Origin of the sequence: Janthinobacterium sp. PC23-8 (assembly GCF_002250505.1) — a bacterium.
Taxonomy (GTDB): Bacteria; Pseudomonadota; Gammaproteobacteria; order Burkholderiales; family Burkholderiaceae_D; genus Janthinobacterium.
On sequence record NZ_NJGY01000001.1, the window covers coordinates 2,388,053 to 2,410,244 of the forward strand.

Here is a 22,192-nt window from a genome sequence, read left to right on the forward strand (position 1 = left end):
TTGAAATCAGAAAAACAATCGGCATGGGTGGAACGCAGCCTGCGCAGCGTGTGGCATCCGTGCACGCAGATGCAGCACCATGAATCTGTACCGTTGATCCCCGTCAGCCATGGCCGCGGCGCCTGGCTGTACGACCACGACGGCCGGCGTTACCTCGACGCCATCAGCTCCTGGTGGGTGAATTTGTTCGGCCACGCCAACCCGCGCATCAACGGCGCGCTGAAAGACCAGCTGGACCGGCTGGAACACGCCATGCTGGCCGGCTTTACCCACGAACCGGTGATCGAACTGTCTGAAAAGCTGTCGGCCTTGACCGGCGGCGTGCTCGGTCACAGTTTTTATGCGTCCGATGGCGCCTCGGCCGTGGAAATTGCGCTGAAAATGAGTTTTCATGCGTGGCGCAACAGCGGGAAAAGCGACAAGCAGGAATTCGTTTGCCTGAAAGGCAGCTACCACGGCGAGACCATCGGCGCGCTGGCCGTCACCGACGTGGCCCTGTTCAAGGACGCCTATGGCCCGCTGCTGCGCGCCACGCAGACGGTGATGTCGCCGGACTTTCGCCAGGCGCAGGAAGGTGAAACGGCGCAGGACGTGGCGCGCCGCGCGGCCGCCGAAGTCGAACTGCTGTTCCAGCAAAAAGCCGGCAACATCGCCGCCATCATCATCGAGCCGCTGGTGCAATGCGCGACCGGCATGGCCATGCATGACCCTTTGTACCTGTCGCTGGTGCGTGCGCTGTGCAACCGCTACCAGGTGCATCTGATCCTCGACGAAATCGCCGTCGGCTGCGGCCGTACCGGCACCTTTTTCGCCTGCGAACAGGCCGGCATCTGGCCCGATTTCGTGTGTCTGTCAAAAGGCATCAGCGGCGGCTACCTGCCGCTGTCCCTGGTGATGACGCGCGAGGAGATCTACCAGGCCTTCTACAGCACCGACGTGCGCCGCGGCTTTCTGCATTCGCACTCGTACACGGGCAATCCGCTGGCTTGCCGCGCCGCGCTGGCGACCTTGGCCATCTTCGAGGAAGACGAGGTGCTGATCAATAACCAAAAACGCGCCGACAGGATCACGCAGGCTTTGGTGCCGCTGGCACAGCACGAAAAGGTAAAACACTTCAGGCAGCGGGGCATGATCTGGGCATTTGACGCGGTGGACGCGGCACCCGATTTTTCGCGCCGCTTTTTCAGCACGGCGCTCGAGCATGAACTCTTGATGCGTCCCATCGGTTCCACTGTCTACCTGATGCCGCCGTATATCCTCGACGACGAGCAGATCGACGGCGTGGGCCGGCAGACGCTGGCCGTGTTCAACCACGTGATCGGAGCGTGAGATGGAACTGATCACACGCTTGCAACAGCAGTTGCAGACACTCGAAGAGCGCAGCCTGATACGCCGGCGCCGCACGGTCGAGACACCCTGCGCGCCGCGCATCAGCGTCGATGGCCGCGAGATGCTGGCCTTTTGCAGCAATGATTACCTGGGCCTGGCCTCGCATCCGCGCATCGTCGCGGCCTTGAAGGAAGGCGCCGACCTGTATGGCGCCGGCAGCGGCGCCTCGCACCTGATCAGCGGCCACAGCCGCGCCCACGCGCTGCTGGAAGAGCGGCTGGCCGCATTTGTCGGCCCCAACCTGGCGTCGGCGCGCGCCCTGTATTTCTGCACCGGCTATATGGCCAACCTGGCCGTGCTGACGGGCCTGGCGGCGGACGACAAGGATACCGAATTTTTTTCGGAAGCGCTCAATCACGCCTCGTTGATCGACGGCACGCGCCTGGCGCGCGCGACCACGCGCGTCTACCCGCACGCCGATCTCGCTGCCTTGGCGGCCCTGCTGGCGGCCAGCCGTGCCGCCACAAAAATCGTCGTCACCGACAGCGTGTTCAGCATGGACGGCGACATGGCACCCCTGCCAGCGCTGCTGGCCCTGTGCGAACAATACGGCGCCTGGCTGGTGGTCGACGATGCGCACGGCTTTGGCGCTCTGGGCCAGCATGGCCGTGGCGCGCTCGAACATTTTGATCTGCATTCGCCGCACCTGGTATATGTGGGCACGCTGGGCAAGTCGGCCGGCGTCGGCGGCGCCTTTGTTTGCGCGCATGAAGCCGTGATCGACACGCTGATCCAGAAGGCGCGCCCGTATATCTTTACCACCGCCGCGCCACCGGCAATGGCCCATGCGCTGCTGGCCAGCCTGGATATCATCGCCGGCGAAGAGGGCCGGCAGCGCCGCGCGCATTTGCAGGCGCTGGTGGCACAATGGAACGCCGGCCTGCAGCTGCGGCACTGGCAGCCGCTGGCGTCAAACACCGCGATCCAGCCCGTGATCATCGGCGAGAACGCCGCGATGATGGAGATCGCCGCCAGCCTGTACCAGGAGGGCCTGTGGGTCGGCGCGATCCGCCCGCCGACCGTACCGGTGGGCACGGCCCGCCTGCGCGTGACCCTGTCTGCCGGCCACACCGCGCAGCAGGTGGAACGATTGATCAATGCAGTCAATAACCTGGAAAGGACGCGCCATGAGCTTGAATGATCCCGTGGTCGTGGGCACGGCCGACGTGAGCGAGCTGGAACCGGCCGTGGAAGCGGTGCCGGTGGCGGCCGCACTGCCGTCGCGCTTTGCCTGTTTCGTCACCGGCACCGATACGGAAATCGGCAAGACGCTGACCTCGTCGGCGCTGCTGCACGCGCTGGTACAACGCGGCGTGCGCGCCTGCGGCATGAAGCCGGTGGCCGCCGGCGCCGAACTGCGCGATGGCGCGCTGCATAATGACGACGCCGACAGCCTTAAAGCAGCCGGCAACGTCACCCTGCTGCCCAATATCACCACGCCCTACATGTTCAGGGAGCCGGCCGCGCCGCATATCGCCGCCGCCCTCGAAGGCGTGACCATCGATCCGGTGCCGATCCTGGCCGCCTACCTGGAAGTGGCGGCCGCCTCGGACGCGGTGGTGGTCGAAGGCGTGGGCGGCTTTCGCGTGCCGCTGTCCGCCAATTTTGACACGGCCGACCTGGCGCAGCAGCTGGACCTGCCGGTGATTCTGGTGGTCGGCATGCGCCTCGGCTGCATCAACCAGGCCCTGCTGACGCTCGAAGCGATCGAAGCGCGCGGCTTGACCGTGATCGGCTGGGTTGCCAATACGCTGGAAGTCGAAATGCGCTTTATCGACGAAAATATCGATGCGCTGATCGAACGCATCCCCGCGCCGCTGCTGGGCAAGGTGCCGCGCCTGGCGCAGCCGAGCGCCGCAGAGGCGGCGTCGCATCTCGATTTTACCGGCCTGCCGAACTGGCCGATGCAACATCCCGACAATTGAAGTCAACGAAAACCAAGGAATCACGATGTCATTCATCCAAGAAGCAGCAAAAACCGTCGAACTGCACCGCCCGGCGGCACGCATTACCGTGCCCGAAGCGGCCACCTGGCCCGTCGCCGACGTGCTGGCCCTGTTCGACCTGCCGTTCAACGACCTGATGTTCAAGGCCCAGCAAACCCACCGCGCCAACTTCCCGGACGGCGACGTGGAACTGGCGACCCTGTTGTCGATCAAGACCGGCGGCTGCGAGGAAGACTGCGGCTACTGCCCGCAGGCGGCGCGCTACGACACCGGCGTGGAAGCGAAAAAAATCCTCGACATCGACACCGTGCTCGACGCCGCGCGCCAGGCCAAGGCCAACGGCGCCACGCGTTTTTGCATGGGCGCCGCCTGGCGCGGCCCGAAGGACCGCGACATGGAAAAAGTCGAAGAAATGGTCAGCAAGGTCAAGGCCCTGGGCCTGGAAACCTGCGCCACCCTGGGCATGCTGGAAGAGGGCCAGGCCGACCGCCTGAAAAACGCCGGCCTCGATTTCTACAACCATAACCTCGATACGGCGCCCGAGTTCTACGACAACGTGATCTCGACCCGTCAATACCAGGACCGCCTTGACACCCTGGGCAGGGTGCGCGAAGCAGGCCTGAAAGTATGCTGCGGCGGCATCGTCGGCATGGGCGAGACGCGTTTGCAACGCGCCGGCCTGATCGCCCAGCTGGCCAACCTGAATCCGTATCCGGAATCGGTGCCCGTCAACCACCTGGTGCAGGTGGAAGGCACGCCGTTGTTTGGCATCGAAGCGCTGGACCCGTTCGAATTCGTGCGCACCATTGCGGTCGCCCGCATCACCATGCCGAAAGCGCGCGTGCGCCTGTCGGCCGGCCGACGCCAGATGGGCGAAGCGGTGCAGGCGATGTGTTTCCTGGCCGGCGCCAATTCGATTTTCTACGGCGACAAGCTGCTCACCACCGACAATCCGGAAGCGGAAGATGACCGTGTCTTGCTGGGCAAGCTCGGCCTGCAGACGCGCGGCGCGATGCTCGAATCGGTGCAGAAAGAGAAGTGCGGCTGCTGAGCCGGTCTGACCCCAACAAAAAAAACTTCCAGCCACGAGCTGCAAAGAGAGAGACCATGTTCACTAAAATCCTGATCGCCAACCGTGGCGAAATCGCTTGCCGTGTGGCCGCCACCGCGCGCCGCATGGGCGTGCGGACGGTCGCCGTGTATTCCGAGGCGGACGCCAATGCCAAACATGTCGCCGTGTGCGATGAAGCCGTTTTGCTTGGCCCGGCGCCGGCCAAGGAAAGCTATCTGTGCGGCGACAAGATCATCGCCGTGGCGCTGGCCACGGGCGCGCAGGCGATTCATCCGGGCTACGGATTTTTGTCCGAGAACGCCGACTTTGCCGACGCTTGCGCGGCAGCGGGCCTGGTATTCATCGGCCCGCCGGCATCGGCCATGCGCGCCATGGGCTCGAAATCGGCGGCCAAGTCGCTGATGGAAAAAGCCAAGGTGCCGCTGGTGCCCGGCTACCACGGCGAGAATCAGGATGCGGACTTTTTGCACGCGCAGGCTGACCAGATCGGCTACCCGGTGCTGCTGAAAGCGTCGGCCGGCGGCGGCGGCAAGGGCATGCGCGTGATCGACAATTCGCTGGACTTCAAGGCCGCGCTGGCCTCGTGCAAGCGCGAAGCGATCAGCTCTTTTGGCGACGACAAGGTGCTGGCCGAAAAATACCTGTCGCGCCCGCGCCATATCGAAATCCAGGTGTTTGCCGATACCCTGGGCAACTGCATCTACCTGTTCGAGCGTGACTGCTCGGTGCAGCGCCGCCACCAGAAGGTGCTGGAAGAAGCGCCGGCGCCGGGCATGCCGCTTGAACGCCGCGCCGCCATGGGCGAAGCGGCAGTCGCCGCCGCCAAAGCCGTCGGCTATGTGGGTGCCGGCACGGTGGAATTCATCGCCAACCAGGACGGCTCGTTCTACTTCATGGAGATGAACACGCGCCTGCAGGTCGAGCATCCGGTGACCGAAATGATCACCGGCACCGACCTGGTCGAGTGGCAGCTGCGCGTCGCCTTTGGCGAGCCGCTGCCGAAAACGCAAGGCGAGCTGGCCATCCACGGCCACGCCATCGAAGCGCGCATTTATGCGGAAAATCCGGAGAAGGGTTTCCTGCCGTCGATCGGCACCTTGCGCCATCTGCGCTCGCCGCAAGCGGTGACGTTCGAACTCGGTGGCACGCCGGTTCCGGCCGGCGTGCGCATCGATTCGGGCGTGCGCGAGGGTGACGCCATTTCGCCATTCTACGACCCGATGATCGCCAAGCTGATCGTCTGGGGCGCGGACCGCCGCGAGGCGCTGGCGCGCATGGCGCAGGCGCTGGCCGACTACCAGATCGTCGGCCTGGCCAGCAATATCGCCTTCCTGAAACGCCTGGTCGAAGGCGAAGCGTTTGCCAACGCCGACCTCGACACGGGCCTGATCGAGCGCCATCACGAAGCACTGTTCCCGGCCCCGCAGGCCGCGCCCGATACGGCGCTGGCCCTGGCTGCCGTGGCGCTGCTGACGCAGGAAGCGGCCGCCAGCCAGGGCAGCGGCCCGTGGGGCGATGCGCTGGGCTGGCGTTTGAACAGCACCCTGGGGCGCACCTTGTCGTTTGCCGATGAGTTTTCCATGGCCGGCGAAACCAAGGCATATGCAACACGCATCGCTTATCAGGCAGACGGCTGGCTGTTCAACGGCCAGCGCTTGCGCCTCTCGGCGCGCGACGGCCAGCAATTGCATGTGAAACTCGGCGAACGCGCCGTGCACGGCACCGTGCACCGCGACGGCGAGCAATTTCACGTGTTTACGGGCGGCGTGCATTACACCTTGCAGTACAACGACCCGATGGCACATGCCGGCGAAGCGGAAGCCGAAGGCGGTCGCCTGACGGCGCCGATGCCGGGCAAGGTGGTCGCCGTACTGGTGGGCAAAGGCCAGGACGTGAAAAAGGGCGAGCCTTTGGTGATCATGGAAGCGATGAAGATGGAGCACACCATCGCCGCGCCGCACGACGGCCTGGTGGAAGACGTGCTGTATGCAGTCGGCGACCAGGTGGCCGACGGCGCGCCGCTGCTGGCCTTCAAGGCAGCGGCATAGGAGTCGTCATGCGCATACTGCTGCAACGATCGGACGGCAAGGAGGCGGCCTGGATCAGCGATTTCGCCGAACTGCTGCCGCAAGCCGAGATCCATCCCTGGCGCGAAGGGCAGGCAACGCCCGATTGCGACTACGCGGTTGTGTGGCAGCCGCCGGCCGCCATGCTGGCCGAACTGGGCAAGGTCAAAGCCATCTTCAACACCGGCGCCGGGGTCGACGCGCTGCTCAAATTTGGCGAGGCGCTGCCGCCCCATGTGCCGCTGGTGCGCCTGGACGACGCCGGCATGGGGGTGCAGATGGCCGAATATGTGAGCCACGCCGTGCTGCGCCACTTCCGCCGTTTCGACGACTACGAGGCGCAGGCGCGCGCCGGCATCTGGCAGCCGCTGCCCGCGTTCGACAAGCACGACTTTCCAGTCGGCGTGCTGGGCATGGGGGTGCTGGGCAAGCGCGTGCTCGACGCGCTGGCGCAGTTCGAGTTTCCGCTGCGCGGCTGGAGCCGCAGCGCAAAGCAGGTCGATGGCGTCGACTGCTTTGCGGGCGAAGACGCACTGGAAGCATTCTTGCGCGGCACGCGCGTGCTGGTCTGCCTGCTGCCGCTGACGCCCGAGACGCATAATCTGCTCGACCGCGCGAGGCTGGCTATGCTGCTGCCGGGCGCCTATGTCATCAACGTGGCGCGCGGCGCGCACCTGGCCGAACCGGACCTGCTGACCCTGATACGCTCGGGCCATATCGCCGGCGCCACGCTGGACGTGTTCCGCAACGAACCGCTGCCGCAGCAGCATCCGTTCTGGCAGGAGCCGCGCATCACCATCACGCCCCATGTTTCCGCCACCACCTTGCGCCGCGAAAGCGTGGCGCAAATCGCCGCCAAGATGCGCCGCCTGCAGGCCGGCGAGCTTGTCGCCGGCATCGTCAACCGTTTGCAAGGATACTGAAATGAACGCTGCAGCCAATCTGCCAAAACAGGTCAAGATCGTCGAAGTGGGCCCGCGCGACGGCCTGCAAAATGAACAGGACACCATCAGCGCCGCCGTCAAGATCGAACTGGTCGACCGGCTGACGCAGGCCGGGTTTGCCAATATCGAGGCGGCGTCGTTCGTGTCGCCCAAATGGGTACCGCAAATGGCCACCAGCACGGAAGTGATGGCCGCCATCGCGCGCCGCCCAGGCACCATCTATTCGGCGCTCACGCCCAATATGCAGGGGTTTGAGGCGGCGCTGGCGGCCCGGGCCGACGAAGTGGTGATCTTCGGCTCGGCTTCGGAGGCGTTCTCGCAAAAGAACATCAATTGCTCGATCGCCGAATCGATCGCCCGCTTCGAGGGCGTGGCCAGGGCGGCCAGGCAGCACGGCCTGCGCCTGCGCGGCAGCATCAGCTGCGCCTTCGGCTGCCCCTACCAGGGCGAGGTGCCGCTCGATGCCGTCGCCGACGTGGTGGGGCGCATGCGCGACCTGGGCTGCGACGAGATCGACATCGCCGACACCATCGGCGTGGCCACGCCGGGAAAAACCCAGGCGGTGATGGCGCGCGCCATCGAGGCGTTTCATGTGGGCGGCCTGTCGGGCCACTTCCACGACACCTACGGCCAGGCGCTGGCCAATATCTACGCCAGCCTGGAACTGGGCATCGCGATTTATCACTCGTCGGTCTCGGGCCTGGGCGGCTGCCCCTACGCCAAGGGCGCCACCGGCAATGTCGCCACCGAGGACGTGCTGTACATGATGAACGGCCTGGGCATCGCCACCGGCATCGACCTGGACCTGGTGGTGGACGCAGGCCAGTTCATCTCGCAGCAACTGGGGCGCAAGGGCTCGAGCCGGGCGGGCAATGCGCTGGCGGCCAAGCGCCTGACGTAAAAGAAACGGCTACTGCAGTGTGCATGCAGGAGCCGTTTTTCCTTTGAAAGGTACAGGCGAAAAAAAACCCAAGAGCGTGAACTCTTGGGTTTTTTTCTACAAATTTGGTCGGAGTACAAGGATTCGAACCTTGGACCCCCTGGTCCCAAACCAGGTGCGCTACCGGGCTGCGCCACACTCCGAAGACCAAGATAATACAGACCATATTCAATTCGGTCAAGGGTCCGGCAAAATTTCCCGGAAATTATTTAGCCCCTGCCAGTCCCGGCCGTTTTGATGCCAAAAAAGTATGCGACACTGAACGCCAGTTTTCTCTCACAGGATGCGAAAACATGACGGCCTTACCTTTTAGCGATTCCTTGCATGATTACCCGCGCCCGGCGCGCCGGCACCACATGGTTCTCGGTGTCGGCGTTTTGCTGCTGCATGGGGCTTTTCTCTATGGCTGGCGCCATGCCAAACCGCCGCCCCTGCCCGATAGCGGGCCGAAGGTGGAGTCGATCACCGTGTGGATACGTCCGCCGGCGGTCAAGCCGCTGCCGCCGCCCTTGGCCAGGGTGGCGCCGAGGCGCGAGCAGAAACCGCTCCGTGCGGCGACGACGCCCAGGGCGGCAGCGCCAGCGGCCAAACCCGTGCCGAACGCCATTACAGTCGCACCATCGCCCACGCCTGCCGATCCGCCGGCGGCGGACGCGCCGAAGTTCGACATGGAAGCGGCCTTGGGCACCGCGCGCAAGGTGGCCAGCGAAAGGGACCCGGCCAAGGCCGGCACGGCGGTGGGCCAGATTCCGGACCAGCCGCTGCGCACGCAAACCCGGCTGGCGCGCGATATTGCCAGCGGCAAGCGCGGCGACTGCCGCACCGATTATGCGGGGGCAGGGCTGCTGGCGCCGGTGTTGATGTTATTGGATAAAAAAGACAGCGGGTGCAAGTGGTAGCCGGCGAAACCTTGCCACGTTACTCCTGCCCCTTCAACTGCAGCGCCCGCTCATATAAGGCATTCTTCTTGCGCCCGGTAATTTGCGCCGTCAGGTTGGCCGCCTGCTTGACGCTGCATTCGGCCAGCAGAATGCCCAGGATGCGTTCGGCTTCCACGTCTTCGGCGTCCTGCGCTTCGGTGGCGCCTGCGAGCAGGACGACGAATTCGCCTTTTTCACGGTGGGCGTCAGCACGGATCCAGGCCTCGGCCTCGGACAGCGGGCAGCGGTGGATTTCTTCGAACAATTTCGTCAGTTCGCGCGCGAACACCACCTGGCGCGTCGGCTCGAACGCTTCAGCCAGCGCGGTGGCGCAATCGAGGATGCGGTGCGGTGCTTCATAAAACACCATGGTGGCGGTCACGCCACGCAGGCTGTGCAGCATGTTTTCGCGCTGCTTGGCCTTGGCGGGCAAAAAGCCGACAAAGTAAAACTGGTCGTTCAGCAAGCCGCTGGCGGAGATGGCGGTGATCGCCGCCGACGGGCCGGGCAGGGGCAGCACGCGCAGGCCGGCCGCGCGCACGGCGTCGACGATGCGCGCGCCGGGGTCGGACACGGCCGGGGTGCCGGCGTCGGACACCAGCGCGATGCGCTCGCCGGCATGCAGGCGGGCGATCAGGGTTTGCGCCACTTCGCGCTCATTATGTTGATGTGCAGCAATTAACGGCTTGTTCAGGCCAAAACGCGTCAGCAGGTGCGCCGTATTGCGCGTATCTTCACAGGCGACGGCGTCAGCCAGGCTCAGCAAATGCAAGGCGCGCAGGCTGATATCGGTGACATTGCCGATGGGCGTGGCCACTACATACAATGTTGCGATAGGATAGACCTGGTGCGCCGCCTCTGTCATGATGGGCAGGCTGGCGATGGAACTGATGTCTTGTACGGTCATTTTGGAGGTTGAATGCTTGCTAATAGTGTGAAGTTACTGCTTGTCTGTGCCGCGACCGGCATGCTGAGCGCTTGCAGCACGCCTTGCGACGCGCCCGGGCAATTGTGCGCGCCTATTGAATCAAACACAAGGGCGCTGCCGCCACGGCCGGCGCCTGCCCCGATCCCGGCGCCGCTGCCCAAGCCGGCCGTGCCGGAACCGGTAACGTTTGCCGTCGCCGTGCCCGACATCACTTCCTACGATGAAGGCGGCAAGCCGAACGTGGCGCCCGTCACCGGCAAGCCGGCCACCGGCACACCGCAGGACATGCCGGCCGCCACGGCGCCGGCGCCGTCCGACGGCAAGCTCCACCATATCGGCCTGCTGCTGCCGCTGCGCTCGGAAACCCTGGGGCCGGCCGCGTCCCTGCTGCGCGCCGGCTTCATGGCCGCCTACGAGCGCGACCGCAGCGGCTTTGAAGTGACCGTGATCGATACGGGCGACGGCAGCGACGACGCGCTCAACAAGTTTGCGCAGGCCCAGCAGGAACAGGATATCGTCGTCGGCCCGCTGTCGCGCTCGGCCGTCACGGCGGTGGCCAACAGCGACCTGGTGAAAAAGCCGACGATCGCCCTGAACCACCCCGACAACCGCAGCGAAGCGCGGCTGCCGGCCAGGCTGCTGGTGATGGGCCTGTCGATCGAAGCGGAAGCGCGGCAAGTGGCCGCCTGGGCCGCCAGCGAACAGCCACGCGCCAGCGCCTTGATCCTGTCGGCCAATTCGGCCTCGCAGCGCCGCACCAGCACCGCCTTCAGGCAGGAGTGGTTGCGCCAGGGCGGCAGCGCCGACCAGGTCGACCTGACGGCCACCAACGGTTACCTCAGTGACGCCGAGATGGTGCAGTTGCGCTCGCGCCTGTCGTCCAACCCGCCGGCGCTGATCTTCGCCGCGCTGGACGCCGACCAGGCGCGCCAGCTGCGCGTGGCGATCGGCCCCGAGCTGCCGCTGTACGGCACCTCGTCGCTGAACCCCGGCATCGGCCGCGGCGCCAGCGGCCCCGAACTGGATGGCGCGCGCCTGCTCGACCTGCCATGGCAGGTACAGCGCGATCATCCGCAAGTGATGGTGTATCCGCAGCCGCCACAACCCATCGACGGGCGCCTGACGGCCGACATGGAGCGCCTGTATGCGCTCGGCATCGACGCCTTCCGCGTGGCGCGCGAAGTGGCGCTGCGTCCCGAGGCGCCGTTCACGCTTGACGGCGTGACGGGCCGCCTGGCAGTGCGCTATGACAACGGGCAAACGCGCTTCGAACGCACCGAGCAGGCCGCCACCTACCAGCAGGGCGTGGTTGGCACCTGGCCGCCGAAGCCGGTACCGGAACAACCGGCCGCCTTGCCAACAGCGCAGTAGAGCAACGCCATGCCGCCTACGCCAGACAAACGTGCGTTGGGGCGGCTGGCGGAAGACGATGCGCTGGCCTATCTGCTGCTGCAGGGACTCACACTGGTGGCGCGCAATGTCCTGTGCAAGGGCGGCGAGCTCGATTTGATCATGCGCGACGGCAAAAGCATCGTCTTCATCGAGGTGCGCCAGCGCGCCAGCAAGGATTTTGGCGGCGCGCTGGCCAGCATCACGCCCGCCAAGCAGCGGCGCATGACGCGCGCCGCGCAGACCTGGCTGTTGACGCAAAAAAACACGCCGCCATGCCGTTTTGACGCCGTCGTCATCGATGGCGGCCGCATCGAGTGGCTGAAGAATATTCTCGACATGTAAGCATTTTTAACAGCGCTTGTCCGCCCGGCCGCGCGCCTGCACTATAATCGGCAGACTATGAATAATCAACGCATCCTCTCGCACTTCCACGAAAGTGCCGAACTCAAGATCCAGGCCGCTACGGTGCTGGCGCCCGCGATTGCCCAGGCAATCGAGCTGATGTTTGCCGCGCTGTCGAACGGTAACAAGATCCTGGCCTGCGGCAATGGCGGTTCCGCCGCCGACTGCCAGCATTTTGCCGCCGAACTGGTCGGCCGCTTCGAGCGTGAACGCTTTCCGCTACCGGCGCTGGCCTTGACCACCGATACGTCGATCATGACGGCGGTGGCCAACGACTACAGCTACCGCGAAATTTTCTCGAAGCAGGTGCAGGCCTTCGGCCAGGCCGGCGACATCCTGCTGGCCATTTCCACCTCGGGCAATTCCGGCAACGTGATGGCGGCGGTGGAAGCGGCGCTCGAACGCGAAATGCGCGTGGTGGCGCTGACGGGCAAGGACGGCGGCGCGATCGGCAAAATGCTGACCGATGCCGACGTGCATATCTGCGTGCCGGCCGAACGCACGGCGCGCATCCAGGAAGTACATCTGACAACCATACACTGCATTTGCGACGGCATCGACGTCGCACTGTTCGGAGGAGACGTGAATGACTGAATTCGGTACTGGCCCAGGCTGGCAACGCGTACGACGCCCTTTGGTGACCGCCCTGCTGTGCGGCGCCATGCTCACCTCGCTGACCGGCTGCATCGAATTGATGGTCGGTGGCGCAGTGATGAGCGGCGTGGCCGCGGCAGACCGCCGTACCCTGGGCGCCCAGACCGAAGACAAGGCGATCGCCGTGAAGGGCGAGTCGCGCGTGCCGGCCGTCACGGGTGACGCCGGCCATGTCAATGTCACCAGTTTCAACCGCCGCGTGCTGCTGACGGGCGAAGTGCGCGACGAAGCGATGAAAAACGCCGTCGAGCGCGAAGTGCGCAATATAGACGGCGTCGAATCGGTGGCCAATGAGCTGATCATCGCCGGCCCGGCCAGCTATACCTCGCGCTCGAATGACGCGCTGATCACCACCAAGGTCAAAGCCAGCCTGGTCGACATGAAAACCATCTCGGCCGCCTCGTTCAAGGTCGTCACCGAAAACGGCACCGTGTTCCTGATGGGCCGCGTGACCCAGCGCGAAGGCACCGTGGCGGCCGACGTGGCGCGCGCCGTGGGCGGCGTGCAGAAAGTGGTCAAGCTGTTCGACTACATCTCGGAAGCGGAACTGAAACAATTGCAGCCTGATCCGGCGCCGGCGCGCGTCAGCAACCCCGTGGGACAGTAAAACCCCTGTAGCCCTGCCGGTCTGGGGCGCGAGCAGAACGATGGGGCTATAATGGCCCCATTGTTACGTTATCTGGTGTGAAAACTATGGCAACATCGACTTCCAACTCCTGGGGCAAGCCGGCCCTGATCGCCGTGCTGGTCGCTGGCGTGGCGGCGGCTGCCTATCTGTCGTTGAACAACAAGCAAAGCGCGCCGGACATCACCTTCCACGCCATCGACGGCGAAAAGATTTCCTCTGCCAGCCTGCGCGGCAAGGTCGTGATGGTCAATTTCTGGGCCACCTCGTGCACAACTTGCGTCGCGGAAATGCCGGAAATGGTCGACACCTACAACAAATACAAGGCGCAAGGGCTGGAATTTGTTGCAGTGGCCATGCAGTACGACCCGGCCAACTATGTGCTGAACTTTGCCCAGACGCGCCAGCTGCCGTTCAAGGTGGCGCTCGACGTGACGGGCGAGGCTGCCAAGGCCTATGGCGACGTGGCGATGACGCCGACCACCTTCGTGCTCGACAAGCAGGGCAAGATCCTCAAGCGCTACGTGGGCAAGCCCGAATTTGCCGAGCTGCACAAGCTGCTTGAAAAAGCCATCGCTGGCTAAACACCCGCGCATGAAACATAGGGCGTTGCAATCATTACCTGCTTGAAAAAGGTAACTGGATCAGCTTGTCGTCTTACTTGGGATACAGAATCATCTGCGTGCAGCGAAACAGCGCCAGGGTCTTGCCGGTTTCCTTGCTTTTGACCACGGCGTCCCACACTTGCGTATTGCGGCCCTGGTGCTCGACCTTGGCGGTGCAGACAATGGTGCCGTCGCGGGCCGTGCCCAGGTGGTTCGATTTCAGTTCGACGGTGGTGAAGTTGTTCGCGCCTTCGGGCAGGTTGGCGATGCAGCCATAGCCCGAGGCCGTGTCCGCCAGGGTAACCACGCTGCCGGCATGCAAATAGCCGTTCGGCGCCAGCAAGTGCGGCTGCACCGGCAGTTCGGCCGTCACCTGGCCGTCGCCGACAGACGTGATGACGATGCCCAGGTGGCCGGGCAGGCGACCGACGCCGCGCTGATTCAACAGGTCCAGGGTAATTTCAGGATGGCTCATGGTCTCTTTGTATCCTTGTGATGATGGTCTGAAAACACGTCGATCATAGCAAACTCCTCACCGTGCTTTTGTTGGATGCTGCTTTTCGGCGCGGTGAGAGCGTTTCGGCACCATGGTCGAGCGCCATGGCATCACCGGCAGATGTTGCTCAACATACACTTTCCTCTATACTCCATAGAAAGGAAAAACATGTTGACCACCCGACTCCTGACTGCAACATTTGGCCTGGCCTTGCACCTGGGCGCCCAAGCCGCGCCCGCCTTCACGCTCACCAGCACCGATATTGCCGAAGGCAAGATGATGACCGAATCGCAAGTGTTCCGAGGTTTCGGCTGCACCGGCGCCAACCTCGCACCGCAGTTGTCATGGAGCGGCGCGCCTGCCGGCACCAACAGCTACGCCATCACCGTCTACGATCCTGATGCGCCGACCGGCAGCGGCTGGTGGCACTGGAGCGTCTTCAACCTGCCAGCCAACGTCAACAACGTGGCTGGCGGCGCCACCGCCGCCAGCTTGCCAGCCGGCGCCGTGCAAGGGCGCAACGATTTTGGCGACAGCGCCTTTGGCGGCGCCTGCCCACCGGTGGGCGACCAGCCGCACCGCTACCAGGTCACCGTCTGGGCCCTGAAGGTGGACAAGTTGCCGCTCGACCAGCAAGCCAGCGGCGCCCTGGTCGGCTACCTGCTCAATGCCAATGTGCTGGGCAAGGCGCAACTGACGGGACTGTATGGCCGCTGACCCGGCCTGCGCGGCAGATCAGGTCGCCTTGAGCGAACTGCGCATCGCGCGCGGCACGGTCGAGGCACGCCGCGCGCAGACCCTGCGCCGGGTGCCCGTGTTCATGCCCGCGCTGTGCCGCGTGCGGCAGGGCGAAAAGCTGCTGAGCTGGGGTGAGCGCGAGGCGCGCGCCGGGGCGAACGAGGTGGTGCTGATGCCGGCGGGCCAGGAGCTGAGCGTGGCCAACCTGCCGGGAGCACACGGTTATCTTGCCGAAGTACTCAGTTTTTCACCGGCACTGATCGCCCGTTTCCGTACCCGCCATGGCAGTCTGGTCGATAGCCAACTGCGCGGTGCGGCGGGCGCCAGCCTGTGCGTGCCGCTCGACAAACATGGGGCCCTGGCCTGGGATCAGGTAATGGCCAGCCTGGCAGGCGGCGCGCCAGCCGCCTTGCAAGCCCATCAGGTCGAAGGCTTGCTGCTGGCACTGGCCCTGGCCGGCCATTGCGGTCCGCTGCTGATGGACCGCCGCGATCCGCTGGCCGCGCGCGTACAGCAGGTGATGCTGCTCGATCCGGCTGCCGCCTGGAGCGTGGCCCGGGTGGCGGCGCAGCTGCATCTGGGTGCGTCCACCCTGCGCCGTCAACTGGCCCTGGAACAACGCCATTTCCGCGATATTCTGGAATCCGTGCGCCTGGGACGGGCGCTGCAGGAGCTGCAAACCGGCATCTTGCCGATCAGCGAGATTGCCGCCCTGTGCGGCTATGCCTCGCCGTCACGCTTCGCGGCGCGCTTCCGCCAGCACCATGGCCTGTCGCCGCGCGCGCTGCGCGCCACCTTGTAAGATAGGCTCTTAGGCAAATCAATTGCAACAAGCGCTGACAACGATAGCGTTTTCTTGTTACCATGCGCCACATGTCCACCCGCCACCTATCACGTCAGCCAGCCCACCAGGCGTCCGCCCCTGCGCGCACACCATGGCAACTGTGCGTGGCGCTGTTCAGTGCGCTGGCCCTGGTGTTGCTGCTGTCGACGGCTGCCTCGCACTTGCACAAGACCAGCCTCGACGCGGAAGAGTGCACGCTGTGCGCCACCGTCATCGACAAGGTGGCCGACATTGCCGTCCCGCCAGCAATCGCCGAAGCACCTGCGCAATTGCTGCCGTATCGCCTGCTGGCCGCCTTGCCGGCCATGCCGGCGCCCGCCATTGCCCTGCTGTTGCCGCCGGTGCGCGGCCCGCCACCGACCTCGCTGTAGTTCCCACGCTGTTTTTCTTTTTTCAGGTTGCATGCGCCGCGCCCACGAGGTTTGCGCCATGCCGCCTGGCGTACACTATTTTGAGGTTTACCATGCAACAAACTCCACGCCTGAGCGCGCTGTCGCTCGCCCTTGCCAGCCTGTTTTCCGTTTCCGCCCATGCCGATGAGGCAGCGCCACAAGCCATGCAGACCGTCGAAGTCACCTCGGCCCACCTGCGCAGCGCGCGCATCGAGCTGTCGCCGAAAGTGGGCACCACCATCTACAGCATCGACAGCCATATGGTCGACATGCTGGGCCAGGGCGACAACACCCCGTTCAACGAAGTGCTGCTGCGCCTGCCTGGCGTGTCGCAGGATTCGAAAGGCTCGGGCGCCCTGCATGTGCGCGATGACCATGCAAACGTGCAATACCGCATCAATGGCGTGCAACTGCCGGAAAGCATCAGCGGCTTTGGCCAATCGATCGACACGCGCCTGATCGACAAGACCGATTTCATCACGGGCGCCTTGCCGGCCCAGTTCGGCCTGCGCACGGCGGGCATCGTCGATATCGAAACCAAAGAAGGCGGCATGAACCCGGGCGGGCGCATCGGCATTTTAGTCGGCAGCCACAGCCATATCGAACCGAGCGCCGAGTTCTTCGGCAGCGTCGGCAAGTTCAATTACTACCTGTCCGGCAGCTATCTGGGCAATTCGCTGGGCGTGGAAAACCCGCAAAACACGCGCAACGCGCTGCATGACCAGACGCGCCAGAACAAAACCTTCGGCAACCTGTCGTATTTCCTCGATGACAATACCCGCCTGGGCGCCATGTTCGGCACCTACAACGGCCGCTTCCAGATCCCCAACAACCCGAACCAGGCGCCCGGCTTCACCCTGGCCGGGCGCAGCGATGCGCAGGCCGGCACGTCGACCCTGCCATCGTCGCAACTCGATGAAAACCAGCGCGAAGTGAACCGCTTCCTGGTGCTGTCGCTGCAGAAAAGCCTGGGCGACCTCAACTACCAGGTGTCCGCCTTCCACCAGTATTCGCAGCTGCATTTCACGCCCGATCCGATCGGCGACCTGATCTACAACGGCGTGGCGTCCGACTCGCGCCGCGCGAACAGCGCCTCGGGCACCCAGTTCGATATCAGCTACAAATGGCACCAGGACCACACGGTGCGCGCCGGCCTGGCCTACACGCGCCAGAAAACCAGCAGCGACAACACGGTCGGCGTCTTCCCGACGGACGCGAATGGCCAGAGCGACACCACGCCGATCACCATCGTCGACAACAGCGGCAAGACCGGCACCCTGGCCAGCTTTTACCTGCAGGACGAATGGCATCTCAGCAAGCCGTTGACCCTGAACTATGGCGTGCGTTTCGACAAGGTCTCGGCCTTTACCGAGGAGCAGCAATGGAGCCCGCGCCTGAACCTGGCCTACCAGGTGGCGCCAGGCACGGCCGTGCATGCCGGCTACTCGCGCTACTTCACGCCGCCGCCGCAGGAACTGGCGGCGCAGAACAGCATCGACCTGTACGCGAACACCACCAACGCCCCCGCCATCGCCACCTCGGACAACGTCAAGGCCGAGCGCACCCACTATTACGATATCGGCATCAGCCACCAGCTCAATTCCAGACTGACGCTGACGGCCGACGTGTACTACAAGAAAATCACCAACCTGCTCGACGAAGGCCAGTTCGGCCAGGCGCTGATCCTCACGCCATTCAACTACGCCGAAGGCTATGCCAAGGGACTGGAACTGTCGGCCATCTATAGCGAGAAGGACTGGGGCATGTTCCTCAACGCCAGCACGCAAAAGGCGCAGGGCCGTAATATCAATTCCGGCCAGTCGCTGTTCGGCACCGATGAAATCGCCTACATCAAGAACAACTATGTGTTCCTCGATCACGACCAGACCTGGACCATGTCGGGTGGCGGCCACTACCATTTCGGCGATTCGCAAGTGAGCGCTGACTTCCTGTACGGCAGCGGCCTGCGCATGACGCCAAGCGGCGGCGCACCGAATTCCGGCCACTTGCCGCATTACTTCACGGTCAATACGGCACTGACGCACACCTGGAAAAACACGCCGCTGGGCAAGGTGGAGGGACGCCTGGCGCTGATCAATCTGTTCGACAAATCGTATCTGCTGCGCGACGGTTCCGGCGTCGGCGTCGGCGCGCCGCAATATGGCGCCCGCCGCAGCGTGTACGCCGGCTTGTCGACCAGTTTCTAAAGAGTTACGGGCGAGGACAGCGGCAGGGAGCAACGCCTGCCGCTGTCGGTTGCCGTGGATGAGGGATCAGAATGGCGCTTGTAGGGGCATTAGTTGGGAATATCGGCTATCGGTATCAACATGATCAGCGGATCGTCAGGCAAGGACGTAAATCCGTATTTTTGATAGAACAGCGCACCTTGCGGCGCTTTGGCATCGACAAACAAGGCAAAACCGCCCACTTCCGCCGCCGCCGATTTCACACGCTTCATGGCTGATATCAGCAGCAATTCGCCAAAGCCCCGACCTTGATGGCGCTGCGCGATAGCAAGCCGTGCCAGAGTGAAACCAGGTACCTTGCTGGGAAGCCTTTTCATCATAGGTGCGGGAATGGATTCCCTGGCCGTCATCGAACGAACTGCCAATGCGAAATAGCCAATAATCTCCGCCGGCTCCGCATCATCGACTAATACAAAGGTTCGCGATGCACCATGCCGTTGATGTTGCCTTGCCGTTGTTTGCAACCATGTATCCAGTACAGGTATGCCACAATTAAACCGTGCTACATCATGTACTGGTTCCAACCCCCTCACGAAATACGCCATTTGCTACTTTCTGTTCATAATTCTCAAAAGCCATGGTGAGGGCCTTATTTGGCCCCTTCGGATTTTCGAGTAAGTCAATCATCATGGCAGCGTCGCGACGCGAATAACGAATCAGATGTTCACGATCAATGATCATTTCCGCTTTTTCCAATGCCGCTTGAACCAAAAATTGATTCAAGGTAGCGCCGGTCAACTCAGCCGCCTCTTGAAGTTTCTCAGCAACCGAGCTGGAAACTCTGGCCGTAATACGGCCGCGTTCTTCGATAACACTCATCATGTAGTCCCATCATCTCGACAATTAGTCGGCCATCTTACTTACGTACAAACATTACATATAGCAATTTTACTTACTTTACTTACTTTAAAATAATTAAACCAGTTTTTACCATTGGTATCCATCATAGCACAAAGGGGTCAATTTGGCGCCACAATGGAGACAAATTGACTCCACTTAACTATGCCCAGGTAATTTCAGCCGTCCCGTGCATCCTCAAATAGTCATTTGTTTGACTGAACGGCTTGCTGCCGAAAAAACCCCGGTGCGCGGACAGAGGTGATGGATGCGGCGCCGTCAGTACCAAGTGCTTGCCCTCGTCGATCAGCGCACGCTTGGCGATCGCATACGCCCCCCACAAAATGAAGACGACGCCCTCGCGCTCCTGCGACAGATGGCGGATCGCGCTGTCGGTCAGCTTTTCCCAGCCCTTGCCCGCATGCGAGCCGGCCGCGCCCGAGCGTACGGTTAAAACGCTGTTGAGCAAAAATACGCCTTGCCCGGCCCAGTCGCTCAGATCCGTGCTGGTGCGCGCCACGCCGACATCGCTTTTCAATTCCTTGAAGATATTTTGCAAACTGGGCTGGGCGCGCGTGCCCTCGGGTATCGAAAAGCACAAGCCCATGGCCGCGCCCGGCGTGTGATACGGGTCCTGCCCCAGGATCACCACCTTGACCTGCTCGAACGGCGCCAGGTCGAACGCGCGGAAAATCGCTTTACCGGGTGGAAAACACGGCCCGGCCGCATATTCTTCCTTGACGAACGCCGCCAGCGTAGCCCACCAGGGCTGCTCGAATTCGGCATGCAGCCGCTGTTTCCAGGATGGCTCGATACGTACTTCCATGATAACTCCACAATTTTTTAGCAAACAAAGTATAGACTGCCAAGCAATATGGCTGCTTTACATTTCCATAAAGGAAAAGCCGCCCGGCTTGCGCGGGGCGGCTAGATCTGATCGTTTGTGATGACTTACTTACACGTTCAGTGCCGACTCCACGCCAGCCATATGCGCCTGCTCATCCGCATGGTACGAGCTGCGCACCATGGCGCCGACGGCGGCGTGGGTGAAGCCCATTTTGTAGGCTTCTTCTTCGAACATCTTGAACACGTCCGGGTGCACGTAGCGGCGTACCGGCAGATGGCTGTTTGATGGCGCCAGGTATTGGCCGATGGTCAGCATGTCGATGTCGTGCTCGCGCATGTCGCGCATCACTTGCAGGATTTCCTCGTCCGTCTCGCCCAGGCCGACCATGATGCCGGACTTGGTTTTCACGTCCGGGTACATGGCCTTGAAGTCCTTCAGCAGTTTCAAGGAATGCATGTAGTCCGAACCGGGGCGCGCTTCCTTGTACAGGCGCGGCGCCGTTTCCAGGTTGTGGTTCATAACGTCAGGCAAGCCATCCTTGAACAGGTTCAGGGCTTTTTCCAGGCGGCCGCGGAAGTCGGGCACCAGCACTTCGATGCGGGTGTTCGGCGACAGGGCGCGCGTTTGCTGGATGCACTCGACGAAGTGGCCGGCGCCGCCGTCGCGCAGGTCGTCGCGGTCGACCGAGGTGATGACGACGTAGTTCAGGCGCAGCTTGGCGATGGTTTTCGACAGGTTGGCCGGCTCGTCCTTGTCCAGCGGATCAGGGCGGCCGTGGCCGACGTCGCAGAACGGGCAGCGGCGCGTGCACTTGTCGCCCATGATCATGAAGGTGGCGGTGCCCTTGCCGAAGCATTCGCCGATATTCGGGCAGCTCGCTTCTTCGCACACGGTCACCAGCTTGTTTTCACGCAGGATGTCCTTGATCTCATAGAAGCGGGTCGAGGCCGAAGCGGCCTTGACGCGGATCCAGTCCGGCTTTTTCAGGCGCTCGATCTGTTCGATCGGCACGATCTTGATCGGGATGCGCGAGGTCTTGCTGGCGCCTTTTTGCTTGTCGCTCGGGTTGTAGACGGGAGCGGCGGCGGCGACGGGGGCGGTGCTGGAAATGGTCTCAGAAGTCATGGCTGCGAGCCCTTGACGGGCATGTTGGTTTGTTTGCTCAGGCATCCGCTGCCTGAGGCGCGCCTGCGGCGCTCTGCTGTACATCGAGTAATACGGTCAGTTCACGGGCCAGCGCATGTTGCACGTCGGCCAGCGGGGCGTCCACGCCCATGCTGCGCATGTCGACCGTTTTCAGGCCGGAATAGCCGCAAGGGTTAATCCAGGAAAACGGCGCCAGGTCCATCGCCACATTGAGCGACACGCCATGGTAGGTGCAGCCGTTGCCGCGCACCTTCAAGCCCAGCGCGGCGATCTTGGCGCCTTTGTCGGGTCCGCCGGCGATGTAAATGCCGGGCGCGCCATCGATGCGCTCGCCTGCAAGATTATACGCCGCCAGCACATTGATGATGGCCTGCTCGATTTTATGCACGAACTGGCGCGCATAGAGCTTGCCGCCGGGCTTGTTGCGGCGCAGGTCCATCAGCAGGTAAATCACCACCTGGCCGGGGCCGTGGAAGGTCACTTCGCCGCCGCGGTCGGTCTGCACCACGGGAATGGCATGTTCTTCAATCGCGGCGCCGGCCAGCAAGTGGCCACGGTCGGCCGCCAGGCCCAGGGTGAACACGGGCGGGTGCTCGACGATCCACAGTTCGTCGCGCGTCTCGGTCGTGCGCGCATCGGTAAATGCGCGCATGGCGGCAAAGGTCGGCTCGTAATCGACGCGGCCCAGCTCGCGGATCAGGGCCGCTTCGGTTCGGGTGGTGGTCATGACAGATTATGTAATCGGCTGCCGGCGCGCGGTGGA

Annotated in this window: 24 protein-coding genes and 1 tRNA gene; 17 read left to right on the plus strand and 8 right to left on the minus strand. The window is 63.4% G+C overall.

Annotated features, from left to right (window positions below; all coding sequences use genetic code 11):
• From bioA to CD932_RS10280, 7 genes are read left to right on the plus strand one after another with little or no spacing between them, the layout of a single operon-like run.
• Entirely contained in the window at positions 1–1,329 is a 1,329-nt protein-coding gene (gene bioA / locus CD932_RS10250) for an adenosylmethionine--8-amino-7-oxononanoate transaminase (RefSeq protein WP_094442546.1), read from the plus strand.
• A gap of 1 nt (position 1,330) precedes the next feature.
• Positions 1,331–2,530 (plus strand): 8-amino-7-oxononanoate synthase, encoded by a 1,200-nt coding sequence (gene bioF, locus CD932_RS10255; RefSeq protein WP_094442547.1) that lies wholly within the window; start codon positions 1,331–1,333, stop codon positions 2,528–2,530.
• Positions 2,517–3,314 (plus strand): dethiobiotin synthase, encoded by a 798-nt coding sequence (gene bioD, locus CD932_RS10260; RefSeq protein ID WP_094442548.1) that lies wholly within the window; start codon positions 2,517–2,519, stop codon positions 3,312–3,314. Before bioF ends, bioD begins: the two co-directional genes overlap by 14 nt.
• A 25-nt stretch (positions 3,315–3,339) precedes the next feature.
• Complete coding sequence (gene bioB / locus CD932_RS10265; RefSeq protein WP_094442549.1) at positions 3,340–4,386, plus strand: biotin synthase BioB; 1,047 nt, start codon at positions 3,340–3,342, stop codon at positions 4,384–4,386.
• A 56-nt stretch (positions 4,387–4,442) separates the two neighbouring features.
• The gene (locus tag CD932_RS10270) at positions 4,443–6,455 is read left to right on the plus strand and encodes an acetyl/propionyl/methylcrotonyl-CoA carboxylase subunit alpha (RefSeq protein WP_094442550.1); all 2,013 of its coding nucleotides are present in this window, start codon (positions 4,443–4,445) and stop codon (positions 6,453–6,455) included.
• 8 nt (positions 6,456–6,463) lie between these two features.
• On the plus strand, positions 6,464–7,396 hold the full coding sequence (locus tag CD932_RS10275; RefSeq protein WP_094442551.1) for a glyoxylate/hydroxypyruvate reductase A: 933 nt from the start codon (positions 6,464–6,466) through the stop codon (positions 7,394–7,396).
• Position 7,397: 1 nt separating this feature from the next.
• Complete coding sequence (locus CD932_RS10280) at positions 7,398–8,318, plus strand: hydroxymethylglutaryl-CoA lyase (protein ID WP_094442552.1); 921 nt, start codon at positions 7,398–7,400, stop codon at positions 8,316–8,318.
• Between the two features lie 105 nt (positions 8,319–8,423).
• On the opposite strand, the gene CD932_RS10285 is transcribed toward CD932_RS10280, so the two are convergent.
• Positions 8,424–8,500 (minus strand) — tRNA-Pro (locus CD932_RS10285).
• A gap of 150 nt (positions 8,501–8,650) precedes the next feature.
• Between CD932_RS10285 and CD932_RS10290 the strand changes: the two genes are divergently transcribed.
• Positions 8,651–9,256: a hypothetical protein gene (locus tag CD932_RS10290; protein WP_094442553.1), complete on the plus strand. Its 606-nt coding sequence runs from the start codon at positions 8,651–8,653 to the stop codon at positions 9,254–9,256.
• 19 nt (positions 9,257–9,275) lie between these two features.
• Here CD932_RS10290 and rsmI read toward each other — a convergent pair whose 3' ends face one another.
• Complete coding sequence (gene rsmI, locus CD932_RS10295; RefSeq protein ID WP_094442554.1) at positions 9,276–10,184, minus strand: 16S rRNA (cytidine(1402)-2'-O)-methyltransferase; 909 nt, start codon at positions 10,182–10,184, stop codon at positions 9,276–9,278.
• A 60-nt stretch (positions 10,185–10,244) separates the two neighbouring features.
• On the opposite strand from rsmI, the gene CD932_RS10300 reads away from it, so the two are divergent.
• From CD932_RS10300 to CD932_RS10320, 5 genes are all read left to right on the plus strand, one after another.
• Complete coding sequence (locus CD932_RS10300; RefSeq protein ID WP_094442555.1) at positions 10,245–11,576, plus strand: penicillin-binding protein activator; 1,332 nt, start codon at positions 10,245–10,247, stop codon at positions 11,574–11,576.
• 9 nt (positions 11,577–11,585) lie between these two features.
• Positions 11,586–11,939: a YraN family protein gene (locus CD932_RS10305; RefSeq protein WP_094442556.1), complete on the plus strand. Its 354-nt coding sequence runs from the start codon at positions 11,586–11,588 to the stop codon at positions 11,937–11,939.
• A 57-nt stretch (positions 11,940–11,996) separates the two neighbouring features.
• Complete coding sequence (locus CD932_RS10310; protein ID WP_094442557.1) at positions 11,997–12,593, plus strand: phosphoheptose isomerase; 597 nt, start codon at positions 11,997–11,999, stop codon at positions 12,591–12,593.
• The gene (locus CD932_RS10315; RefSeq protein ID WP_094442558.1) at positions 12,586–13,260 is read left to right on the plus strand and encodes a BON domain-containing protein; all 675 of its coding nucleotides are present in this window, start codon (positions 12,586–12,588) and stop codon (positions 13,258–13,260) included. The genes CD932_RS10310 and CD932_RS10315 overlap by 8 nt, the downstream gene beginning before the upstream one ends.
• Before the next feature lie 86 nt (positions 13,261–13,346).
• Positions 13,347–13,862 carry a peroxiredoxin gene (locus tag CD932_RS10320; protein ID WP_094442559.1) on the plus strand — a complete coding sequence of 172 codons (516 nt, stop codon included), beginning with the start codon at positions 13,347–13,349 and terminating at the stop codon, positions 13,860–13,862.
• A gap of 73 nt (positions 13,863–13,935) precedes the next feature.
• Here the strand turns inward: CD932_RS10320 and CD932_RS10325 are convergent, their stop codons facing one another.
• Positions 13,936–14,358, minus strand: a complete 423-nt coding sequence (locus tag CD932_RS10325) for a PaaI family thioesterase (protein ID WP_094442560.1) — start codon at positions 14,356–14,358, stop codon at positions 13,936–13,938.
• A gap of 189 nt (positions 14,359–14,547) precedes the next feature.
• Between CD932_RS10325 and CD932_RS10330 the strand changes: the two genes are divergently transcribed.
• The 4 genes from CD932_RS10330 to CD932_RS10345 all read left to right on the plus strand — a co-directional run bounded on the left by CD932_RS10330 (position 14,548) and on the right by CD932_RS10345 (position 18,560).
• On the plus strand, positions 14,548–15,096 hold the full coding sequence (locus tag CD932_RS10330; RefSeq protein WP_094442561.1) for a YbhB/YbcL family Raf kinase inhibitor-like protein: 549 nt from the start codon (positions 14,548–14,550) through the stop codon (positions 15,094–15,096).
• A complete protein-coding gene (locus CD932_RS10335) occupies positions 15,086–15,919 on the plus strand; it encodes a helix-turn-helix transcriptional regulator (protein WP_217907250.1) in 834 nt (277 codons plus the stop codon). Before CD932_RS10330 ends, CD932_RS10335 begins: the two co-directional genes overlap by 11 nt.
• Before the next feature lie 71 nt (positions 15,920–15,990).
• The gene (locus CD932_RS10340) at positions 15,991–16,332 is read left to right on the plus strand and encodes a hypothetical protein (RefSeq protein WP_141213222.1); all 342 of its coding nucleotides are present in this window, start codon (positions 15,991–15,993) and stop codon (positions 16,330–16,332) included.
• A gap of 92 nt (positions 16,333–16,424) precedes the next feature.
• Complete coding sequence (locus CD932_RS10345) at positions 16,425–18,560, plus strand: TonB-dependent receptor (protein ID WP_094442563.1); 2,136 nt, start codon at positions 16,425–16,427, stop codon at positions 18,558–18,560.
• An 89-nt stretch (positions 18,561–18,649) separates the two neighbouring features.
• Here CD932_RS10345 and CD932_RS10350 read toward each other — a convergent pair whose 3' ends face one another.
• The 5 genes from CD932_RS10350 to lipB form a co-directional block, all read right to left on the minus strand.
• Positions 18,650–19,063 (minus strand): GNAT family N-acetyltransferase, encoded by a 414-nt coding sequence (locus tag CD932_RS10350; RefSeq protein WP_369679823.1) that lies wholly within the window; start codon positions 19,061–19,063, stop codon positions 18,650–18,652.
• Between the two features lie 43 nt (positions 19,064–19,106).
• Positions 19,107–19,421 carry a DUF1778 domain-containing protein gene (locus tag CD932_RS10355; protein ID WP_094442565.1) on the minus strand — a complete coding sequence of 105 codons (315 nt, stop codon included), beginning with the start codon at positions 19,419–19,421 and terminating at the stop codon, positions 19,107–19,109.
• Between the two features lie 178 nt (positions 19,422–19,599).
• A complete protein-coding gene (ung, locus tag CD932_RS10360) occupies positions 19,600–20,262 on the minus strand; it encodes a uracil-DNA glycosylase (RefSeq protein ID WP_094442566.1) in 663 nt (220 codons plus the stop codon).
• A 129-nt stretch (positions 20,263–20,391) separates the two neighbouring features.
• Positions 20,392–21,408, minus strand: a complete 1,017-nt coding sequence (gene lipA, locus CD932_RS10365) for a lipoyl synthase (protein ID WP_094442567.1) — start codon at positions 21,406–21,408, stop codon at positions 20,392–20,394.
• 37 nt (positions 21,409–21,445) lie between these two features.
• Complete coding sequence (gene lipB / locus CD932_RS10370; RefSeq protein ID WP_094442568.1) at positions 21,446–22,156, minus strand: lipoyl(octanoyl) transferase LipB; 711 nt, start codon at positions 22,154–22,156, stop codon at positions 21,446–21,448.
• Positions 22,157–22,192 lie beyond the last annotated feature (36 nt).